At 71.0% G+C, this 9,143-nt stretch carries 4 protein-coding genes; 2 read left to right on the top strand and 2 right to left on the bottom strand.

All coding sequences use genetic code 11. The annotated features are described in order from the left end of the window. Positions 1–39: 39 nt before the first annotated feature. Both ACFWVC_RS20210 and ACFWVC_RS20205 read right to left on the bottom strand, forming a co-directional pair. Positions 40–5,664 (bottom strand): GH92 family glycosyl hydrolase, encoded by a 5,625-nt coding sequence (locus tag ACFWVC_RS20210; RefSeq protein ID WP_384287444.1) that lies wholly within the window; start codon positions 5,662–5,664, stop codon positions 40–42. 530 nt (positions 5,665–6,194) lie between these two features. Continuing rightward, a complete protein-coding gene (locus tag ACFWVC_RS20205; RefSeq protein WP_384287442.1) occupies positions 6,195–7,022 on the bottom strand; it encodes an isocitrate lyase/phosphoenolpyruvate mutase family protein in 828 nt (275 codons plus the stop codon). Between the two features lie 121 nt (positions 7,023–7,143). Here ACFWVC_RS20205 and ACFWVC_RS20200 point away from each other — a divergent pair, with 121 nt between their 5' ends. Together ACFWVC_RS20200 and ACFWVC_RS20195 are read left to right on the top strand one after the other, a co-directional pair. Continuing rightward, a complete protein-coding gene (locus tag ACFWVC_RS20200) occupies positions 7,144–8,631 on the top strand; it encodes an AlkA N-terminal domain-containing protein (protein ID WP_384287440.1) in 1,488 nt (495 codons plus the stop codon). A 9-nt stretch (positions 8,632–8,640) separates the two neighbouring features. After that, a complete protein-coding gene (locus ACFWVC_RS20195) occupies positions 8,641–9,141 on the top strand; it encodes a methylated-DNA--[protein]-cysteine S-methyltransferase (RefSeq protein ID WP_384287437.1) in 501 nt (166 codons plus the stop codon). Positions 9,142–9,143 lie beyond the last annotated feature (2 nt).

Below are 9,143 nucleotides of genomic sequence, written 5' to 3'. Positions count from 1 at the left end.
ATCGCGGCCCCGCCCACCGGCGGCTTCTACTGCTTCGGCTCAGTTCTGGTCGGTCACCTCGAAGTGCAGCCGAACATGGGTCGCCGAATCGGCGCCGGCCAGCGTGACGCTGGTCGGACCCGGCTTGGCCGTCCCCGGAACGCTGATGGTCGCGCCGGAGATCACGCCGTCACCGTTCGCCTGCACGGTGACGGAGGAGAGCCCGTGACCGAAGCTGATCTTCACAGCCTCGTTCGGTGCGAACCCGGAGCCGTTGACGGTGATCGCCGTGGCACGCGGCCCCGACGTCGCCGACAGCAGCACGTCCGGTCGGTACGTCCGCTCCGCGGCCTCGTCGGCCACTCGGACGGTCGCCGTCGCCGGCGTCCGCGAGGACTTGCCGGCGGCGGTGATGGCGTACCGGCCGGGCTCCGCGTCATCGGACGCCTCGATCGACGCGTGCACCGCGCCGGACGCCGATGCCTCGACCGTCAAGGTGCGTGCCGGGCTGGTGCCCAGCTTGACGGTCACCTGCTCACCGGCGGCGAACCCGCTGCCGCTGATGGTGATCGGGTCACCGGCGGAGACGGTGGCGGACGCCGACGCCGAGATCGACGGCTGCAGATCCGCCTTGCCCACGGTCACGGTGAACGTCTCGGTGCCGCTGGACAGGGTGTCCCACGAGGTGACGTGGACCGTGTACGTGCCCTCCTGCACGTAGGTGTGCTCGGCGCTGATCGCACCGGAGGCGTCGACCGTGGCATCGGCCGGAACCGTGCCGTCACCCCACTGGACGCGAGCCTGGTAGCCCGTCGGGCCGGCCACGCCACCGGTCACCGAACCGAGGTCGGCCGAGAGGACCTTCCCCGAGGTGGCCGTCTGGTCCTTGGGAGCGGTGGTCACCAGCGCGGCGTCCGGCGTGCCGTCGTGGGCGATGGCGAACACGTGGATCCTGCCCGCGGAACCGGCGTCGCCGGTCTGCTTCGGCAGGGTCACCGAGACCAGCGTCTTGCCCGCCGGGATCTGGTACGGCGTGGTGGCGAACAGGAACGGCTGTGCGCCGTCCCGGCTCGTGCCGAGCAGTCGGTACGCGGACTTGGCGATGACGATGTTCCCGAAGGCCGGCGTGCCGTTGGCGTTGCCGCCCAGCGTCCAGTCGCTCATCTGGATCGGGACGGCGGCGGTGCTGCCATCGCTGAACGTCGCCGTGCCGGTGGTGTTCTGGTTGCCCTGCGTGCCGGCGCCGATGAACGAGATGCTCTTGGCGTCGGACGGCAGGTTGAGCGCGACCGTGCTGCCGTTGCCCGTAGCGTTCTCCGGCTGACCCGCCGGAACCGCGGGCAGCGTGAAGTGCAGCGCCGTGCCGGGCACGTCGTGCTCCTGGCCCTGGGTCACACCGGCCGCCTTGAGAGCGGCACGCGAGTAGGCCCACGACTTGCTGTCGCAGTTCGCGGCGAGGGCGCCCTCGTCGCCGATGCACACGGTGTCGAACGCAGCGGTGAGGCTGGAACTCGGCGCGTAGGCCACGTCGGCTCCGACCGTGGCCGAGCCCTGGACGGTGCCGTCGGTCACCGTGACGCCCGCCTGGTAGTAACCGGGCTTGGCGTAGGTGTGCGAGCCGCTGACGCTGTACACGCCACGCGAGCTCAGGGACACGGTGCCCGTGGTGACCGGCGAGCCGTCACCCCAGTCGACCGTGGCCTGGTAGCCGTTCGCGGTGCCCCCGGTGACGGTGGCCAGCGGCGCCGAGACGGCGACACCGGTCGTCGCGTGCACCCCGCCGCCCGCCGGGGCGACCGTGAGGTCCCCGCCGCCGAGCTGGACGTCGCCGCCCGCGAGCAACTCGACCTCGGCCAGGCTGGTCTGCGTGGCGCCGGCGGTCTCCTTCACGACCAGGCGGAACCGCGCGAACTTGCCCGGATTGCCGATCTTGAACGCCCGGGTCTGGTTGCGTGAGGTGAACACCTCGCGGTGGCGGGAGTCGAGAGTGGTCCAGGTGATCCCGTCATTGGAGGCCAGCAGCTTCCAGTCCGCCGGATCGCCCGCGCCCGCACCGGAGGTGAGGGTGTAGTACGACGGCGTCTGCTTGCCGCCGCGGTAGACCCAGTCGATCTGGGGCTCGTCGGTGGCGAAGGTCATCTGCGTGGTCGACGAGTCGTCGAACAGCTTCGCCGCGTCCTGCCCGTCGCTGGTGGTGGCGGTGCCGAGGCCGGGGCCGGAGGTGTCCTGGAACGGCTTGGGCACGTCCGTGCCCTCCGTCAGCGACGGCGGCGCGTCGTCCTTGCCGGTGCCCCAGGAGGACGGCTGAGAGCCCATCTGGAAGTCGATCGTGCCGCCCTGGGCGAGCACGGACGAGTCGATGGACACCCCGCGCTGCGACTTGCCGTTGACCTTGACACTCTGCACGTAGACGTTCTTCGTGCTGTTGCCTGGAGCGTTGACAACGATGTCTCCGCTCTCGCGGTGCACCGTCATCTGAGTGAACTGCGGTGACCCGATGGCCCAGTTGGAGGAGCCGGCCTGCAGCGGGTAGACGCCCAGCGAGCTGAGGATGTACCACGACGACATCTCGCCGTTGTCCTCGTCACCCGGGTAGCCCTGGCCGATCTCGTCGCCGACGTACAGGCGCTGCATGATCTCCCGCACGATCGCCTGCGTCTTGGACGGCGCACCGGCGTAGTCGTACATGTACGGGATGTGGTGCGACGGCTGGTTGCTCATGCCGAGCTGGCCCATGCGGACCGCCTGCGCCTCGAGCATCTCGTGGATCGTGCCGCCGTAGCCGCCCGGGTGGTCGGCGTTCTCCGGGGTGGCGAAGAACTGGTCGAGCTTCTGCTCCAGCCCCTTCTTGCCGCCGTACAGGTTGGCCAGCCCCTGGCCGTCCTGCTGCGCGGTGAACGCGAAGTTCCAGCCGTTCGTCTCGGTGTAGGCGTTGCCCCAGTCCAGCGGGTTGCCGGTGAGGAAGTTGCCCTTGGCGTCGCGTCCCTCGAAGAACCCGGACTTCGTGTCGAAGAGGTTGACGTAGTTGCGGGCGCGCTGGAGGAAGTACTCGGACTCCTCCTTGATCCGCTTGCGGTCGTCCTTGGGCACGGACGTGTCCTTGGCCAGGGCCGCGCCCATGTTCCCGATGCCGTAGTCGTTGATGAAGCCTTCCAGCGCCCACGACACGGACTCGCCGGTGGAGGTCGGCGTGTAGCCGAGGAACAGCGCGTTCTCGATGCCCTTGCGGCCGACCTCGCTGCGCCCGGACGCCACGGTCGCGTCCTTGACGGCCGCGTTGTACGCGGCGAGCGGGTCGGGCACCTTGACGCCGTTGAGGTAGGCCTCGGCCAGCGCGACGTTCGCGCTGGTGCCGGTCATCAGGTCGGCGTAGCCGGGTGACGACCAGCGGGCTATCCAACCGCCGTCGCGGTACTGCTGGACGAACCCGTCGGCGATCTTGGCGGCGACGTCCGGGTAGAGCAGCGAGTACGCGGGCCACACCGTGCGGTAGGTGTCCCAGAACCCGTTGTTGACGTAGATCTGCCCGTCGACGACCTTGGCGCCGGTCTGCGTCGCGGTCGACGTGCCGGTCGGCGCCGACACCGGGCTCGCGTACTGCCAGCGCGGCGCGGCGGCGGTGCCGGTGTTCTCCGACTGCGAGTTCGGGTACAGGTTCAGCCGGTAGAGGTTGGAGTACAACGTGACCTGCTGCGTCTCGTTGGCGCCCTTCACCTCGATCCGGTCGAGCCGGTCGTTCCACGCCGCGGTGGCGGCATCGTGGATCTGGTCGAAGCTCTTGCCGGTGACCTCCAGGCCGAGGTTCCGGTGCGCCTGGTCGACCGAGATGAACGACGTCGCGATCCGCATCGTCACCTGCGAGTTCGCGGAGGTGTCGAAGGTCGCGGAGGTCGCCGAGGACGCCGTCGGCGCCCGGTCGAAGGTGCCGGACACGAACATCCGGCTACGACCGGCCGACAGGCCGCTGCCGTTGTCGACCCAGCCGGTGAACGTGCCATCCGTCCCGATGGTGAACGTGCCGTTGAAGAAGACGAGGCTTCCGGTGGCCTTGCCGGACGGGAAGGTGAACTGCATGATCCCACCGTGGTCGGTGGGCGACATCTGCGCGATCAGGCCGCTCTGCGTGGTGACCCGGTAGAAGTCCGGCCGCGCGATCTCGTCGTTGTGGCTGAAGGCGAGTGCGCGCGTGCTGGGCGCTCCGGTCAGCGATCCGCCGGCCGCGACCGGCATGACCGACATCTGGTTGCGGTCACCCATCCACGGGCTGGGCTCGTGCGAGATCGCGAGTCCCTGCAACGTCGGCAGGTTGGCCGCGTTGTTGCCCTGCTGGTAGTCGTACTCCCAGGAGTTGGACGCGGCGTTGGTGACCGGTGTGAAGAAGTTGAAGCCGTTCGGCACCGCGGAGATCGGCAGGTTGTTGCCGCGCGAGAACCCGCCCGACGCGTTGCTGCCACGCCGGGTGTCGACGTAGTTGGTCCGGCTGGAGCCGTCGACCGGAGTCGGCGTGCCCGTCACGGTGACGTCGTCGAGCCAGCCCTGGAAACGAGTCGCGGCGGTTGCCTTGGGGTCGTCGTAGGAGAGCAGGACGCGGTCGATCGTCTTGCCGTTCGCGACCGCGCCGATCTCGGACTGCACCGCGTTCCACTGGTCGGCGTAGAGCACCTTCGACGCGCCCTGCCCGGCGGCCGTGAGCGCGTAGCCGTGGCTGTCGACGGGGGAAAGCCCGCTCAGGTACGTGCCGTCGGTGAAGTGCAGGTCGACGGCCGCGTAGGTGGACGGGTACTGGGTGTCCTTGCCGGTGAACTCGGGGAAGATCCGGTACGACAGCCGGGTCTTCGGCCCGACCGGGATGTCGACGTCGTACAGCTTGTTGGTCGCGTACGAGCGACCGTCGGCGCGGGCGCCGCCCGAGTACCGCAGCGAGGCCACGCCGGTGAATCCGGCAGCCGCCTTCATGTTGTAGCCGCTGACCGGACCGGCCCCGGCGACGCTGACCATCGGGGTGGCCGGCGGCAGGTCGTTCGAGCCGTCGCTGATGTTCCAGTCGGCGAGCTGGATGAGCGAGTCACCGGAGTTCGCGGTGACGTTCAGCCGGTAGTACTCGTATGCGGTCGAGTTGCTGAAGCTGTAGGTGTTGGTGGCGAACCGCCCGCTGAAGGTCACACCGGTCCGGGTGTCCAGGTCGGTCCACGTACTGCCGTTGTCCGACCCCTGCACGGTGAAGTTCTTGGGGTCGCGGCCGGGTGCGTCGTTCGCGGAGGTCAGGGAGTACTTCACCACCGCCGCGGGCTTGGCCAGCCGGTAGGTCACCCAGCCGGTCTTGTCGAACGTCAGCCACTTGGTCGACGGATTGGCGTCCTTGACGTTGGAGGCGACCTCGCCCGGCGGGTTCTCGGCGCTTGCGGTCACCGCGCCGACCTGGTCGAGCAGGCTGCCGGGCAGGCCGTTGGCGGTCGATCCGCTCAGGTTCGCCTGGACCGGCTTGCCGCTGCCGTCGACCTCGACGGTGCTCTGGGCGGCTTGCGGGTCGGCCGACTCGAAGGAGGAGCCGAAGCTGCCGGGCGGCGGCGCCGCGGCGCTCGCCCCGGGTGCGACGGCGAGCACTCCCACGGGCAGCGCCAGCGCTATCGCCGCGCTGGCCCATCTTCGCAGGGACAAATGGCGGGCGGAGGGGGAAGGTGACACGGAGAGACCTTTCGTCATTGGAGGTCGGGAGCATCACGTCGGGCTTGCCGCGGGACGTCCTGGATCAGCGCCAGGAGGCGGTTCGGCCCGGAGAACAGGTCAGTGGGGAGCGGTGCCGCGATCGTCGGTGCAAGGCGGCGACAACCGCCCTGGCCTCAGCCACGAGTTGGGGCGAAGGTCCTGGACCATGCGGAAGCTCCATAAGGGATGGGGGACTCGTGAAAGGGCACACCCTGTCGTAGATCGCGGTTAGCCTGTTCCTTACCAGACAACGTTGTCAAGAGTGGAGCGCGTAACCCCCGTGAAATAGCCCGTTCTCCTTCCCGGTTCGCCCGGCCGCGGCCGGGAGGGGGCGAACCGGGGCCCGTGGATCGCCCGAACTCAACCGCCACCTCTGAACTGGCACTTCGCGGCCCCGTGCGATCACGGGCGGATCGGTACGTCCGCCGGGAGCGGGCCGGCGGTGCCGAGGCGCCCGCCGCACCACGCTCTCCGCCGGCCCGAGCCCTCCGCCCACCCGAGCCCTTCGCTCACGCCTCCGGGAGCATCAGGGCGTTGAGCTCGCCCCAGGGGATGCCGCCCGCGAGGCCGGCACAGGTGCCGCTCGTCAGCAGCTCGCGGGTCGCGCGGTCGACCAAGGCGTAGGCGGCCTCCGCGACGGCGCTGCCCAGGCTCACGCGGGCGGCGCCTGCGGCGGCGAGGTCGGCGACGGGAGGCGCCCCCGGGCCGGTGAGGACGCCGAGGGGAGCGTCGATGCCGGCGGCGAGTTCGAAGACGAGCGCCGGGTCGGTGACGCCGGGGACGAAGATGCCGTCGGCGCCGGCATCCAGGTAGACGGCGGCCCGCTCCAGGGTCTCCTTGATGTCGCCGGGGCCGCGCAGAAAGGTGTCGGTGCGGGCGTGGACGAAGAGCGGCACCCCTGCCTCGTCGGCGGCCCGGCGCGCGGCGGCGATGCGGGAGGCCTGGTCGGCCGGGGTGCGCAGCGGCTGCGGCCCGTCGTCGTACGAGTCCTCGATGTTGACGCCGACGGCGCCCGCCGCGAGGACCTCTCGCACAGTGCCGGCGACGCCCTCGGGGCCGGCCGCGTAGCCGCCCTCGATGTCCGCGCTCACGGGGACCGAGACGGCCGCCGCGACCCGGGCGGTGAGCGCCAGCGCGAGGGCGGGGTCGACATGCCCGCCGTCGGCGGTGCCGAGGGTCCAGGAGACGCCGGAACTGGTGGTGGCGACGGCTGCGACCCCCGCGCGCTCGGCGACGCGGGCGCTCGCGGCGTCCCACGCGTTGGCCAGCAGGAGGGGGCGGCCGGGGACATGGAGGGAGCGGAAGAGTTCGGCCTTGGCCTTGAGTTCAGGATTCACACAGGGCAGTCCATCAGCAGGACGGGGTGGCCGTCCGGCGGATTTCCGACAGGGACGTCCCGCCACCACCATGTCGGAATCTCGCTAGCCCCCGGGCCCCGGGCCACGGATGCTGGGTGGTGTGCATGAGGACTTCGAACGCTGTGTGCGTGCCGTGCAGTCGAAGGACTCCCGCTTCGACGGGTGGTTCTTCACCGCGGTGCTGACCACCCGCATCTACTGCCGCCCGGGCTGTCCCGCGCACCCGCCGAAGCCGCAGAACATGTCGTTCTACCCGAGTGCGGCGGCCGCCCAGCAGGCCGGTTTCCGGGCCTGCAAGCGGTGCCGTCCGGACGCCAGTCCCGGCTCTCCCCAGTGGAACGAGCGGGCGGACCTGGTGGCCCGCGCGATGCGGCTGATCGCCGACGGGGTCGTGGACCGCGACGGCGTCCCGGGCCTGGCGGCGCGGCTGGGCTACAGCACCCGGCAGGTGGAGCGGCAGTTGCTCGCCGAGCTCGGGGCGGGTCCGCTGGCGCTCGCCCGGGCGCAGCGGGCGCAGACCGCCCGGCTGCTCATCGAGACCTCGGCGCTGCCGATGGGCGACGTCGCCTTCGCCGCGGGCTTCTCCAGCATCCGCACCTTCAACGACACCGTGCGCGAGGTCTTCGCGCTGACGCCGAGCGAACTGCGGGTCCGGACGGGGCGGCAGCGGACGGCGGCCACCCCCGACGTCTCCGGAACGCTGTCACTGCGGCTGCCATACCGGACCCCGCTGTGCCCCGACAACCTCTTCGGGCACCTGGCCGCGACCGCGGTACCCGGCGTGGAGGAGTGGCGCGGCGGCGCCTACCGCCGCACGCTGCGCCTGCCGTACGGGCACGGGATCGTGGCCCTGCGGCCGGAGGCCGGGCACATCGGGTGCCGGCTGTCGCTCACGGACTGGCGCGACCTGTCGCACGCCATCAGCCGCTGCCGGTGGCTGCTGGACCTGGACGCCGACCCGGTCGCGGTCGACGGGCTGCTGCGCGAGGACCCGCTGCTCGCCCCGTACGTGGACAAGAGCCCGGGCCGCCGGGTGCCGCGCACCGTGGACGGCGCGGAGTTCGCGGTGCGCGTGGTGCTGGGACAGCAGGTGTCCACGGCGGCGGCGCGCACCCTGGCCGGGCGTCTGGTGGCAGCCCACGGTGAGCCGGTCGCCGACCCCGGGGGCGGCCCGACCCACCTCTTCCCATCGCCCTGGGCACTCACCTCACTGGCCCCGGAACGGCTGGCCATGCCGCGGACGCGACGGGCCACGCTGACCGGCCTGGTGGAGGCGCTCACCGAGGGCGGACTCGACCTGGACGTCGGCAGCGACTGGGACAAGGCGCGCGGGCAACTGGCCGCCCTGCCGGGCTTTGGCCCATGGTCGGTCGAGGCGGTCGCGATGCGCGCGCTCGGCGACCCCGACGCCTTCCTTCCCACCGATTTGGGCGTACGGCTCGCGGCGGGTTCGCTGGGCCTTCCGGTGACCCCCGCCGCCCTGGTCCGGCGCTCCGCCGCGTGGCGGCCCTGGCGGGCATACGCCGTCCAGCACCTGTGGGCCACCGGCGACCACGCGATCAACTCCATCCCCTCGGAAGAGAACTGAGTAATCGTCATGTCCCTTTGCACACACGCCTCGACCGACAGCCCGGTCGGGCCGCTGACCCTGGTGGCGACCGACGGCGTCCTGTCCGGTCTCTACATGACCGAGCAGCGGCACCACCCGCCGATGGAGACCTTCGGCGAGCGCCGCGACCCCGCGGAGGCTCCCTTCGCGCAGGTCGCCGAGCAGCTCCGGGCCTACTTCGCGGGCGAGTTGACCACTTTCGACGTTCCGCTCGCGATGCGGGGCACGCCGTTCCAGCAGCGCGTCTGGGCGGCCCTGCGGGAGATCCCGTACGGCACCGTCATGACGTACGGCGGGCTGGCCGACAAGCTGGGCAGCCCCGGCGCCTCACGTGCCGTGGGGCTCGCCAACGGGCGGAACCCGATCAGCATCGTCGTGCCCTGCCACCGGGTGATCGGCGCCTCGGGGAGCCTGACCGGTTACGGGGGCGGCCTCGGCCGAAAGAGGTACCTGCTCGACTTGGAACGCGGGCTGCCATCTCATATGTGAGA

This window comes from Streptomyces sp. NPDC058691 (genome assembly GCF_042714775.1).
GTDB lineage: Bacteria > Actinomycetota > Actinomycetes > Streptomycetales > Streptomycetaceae > Actinacidiphila.
This window is presented reverse-complemented; position numbering and strand designations above follow the sequence as displayed.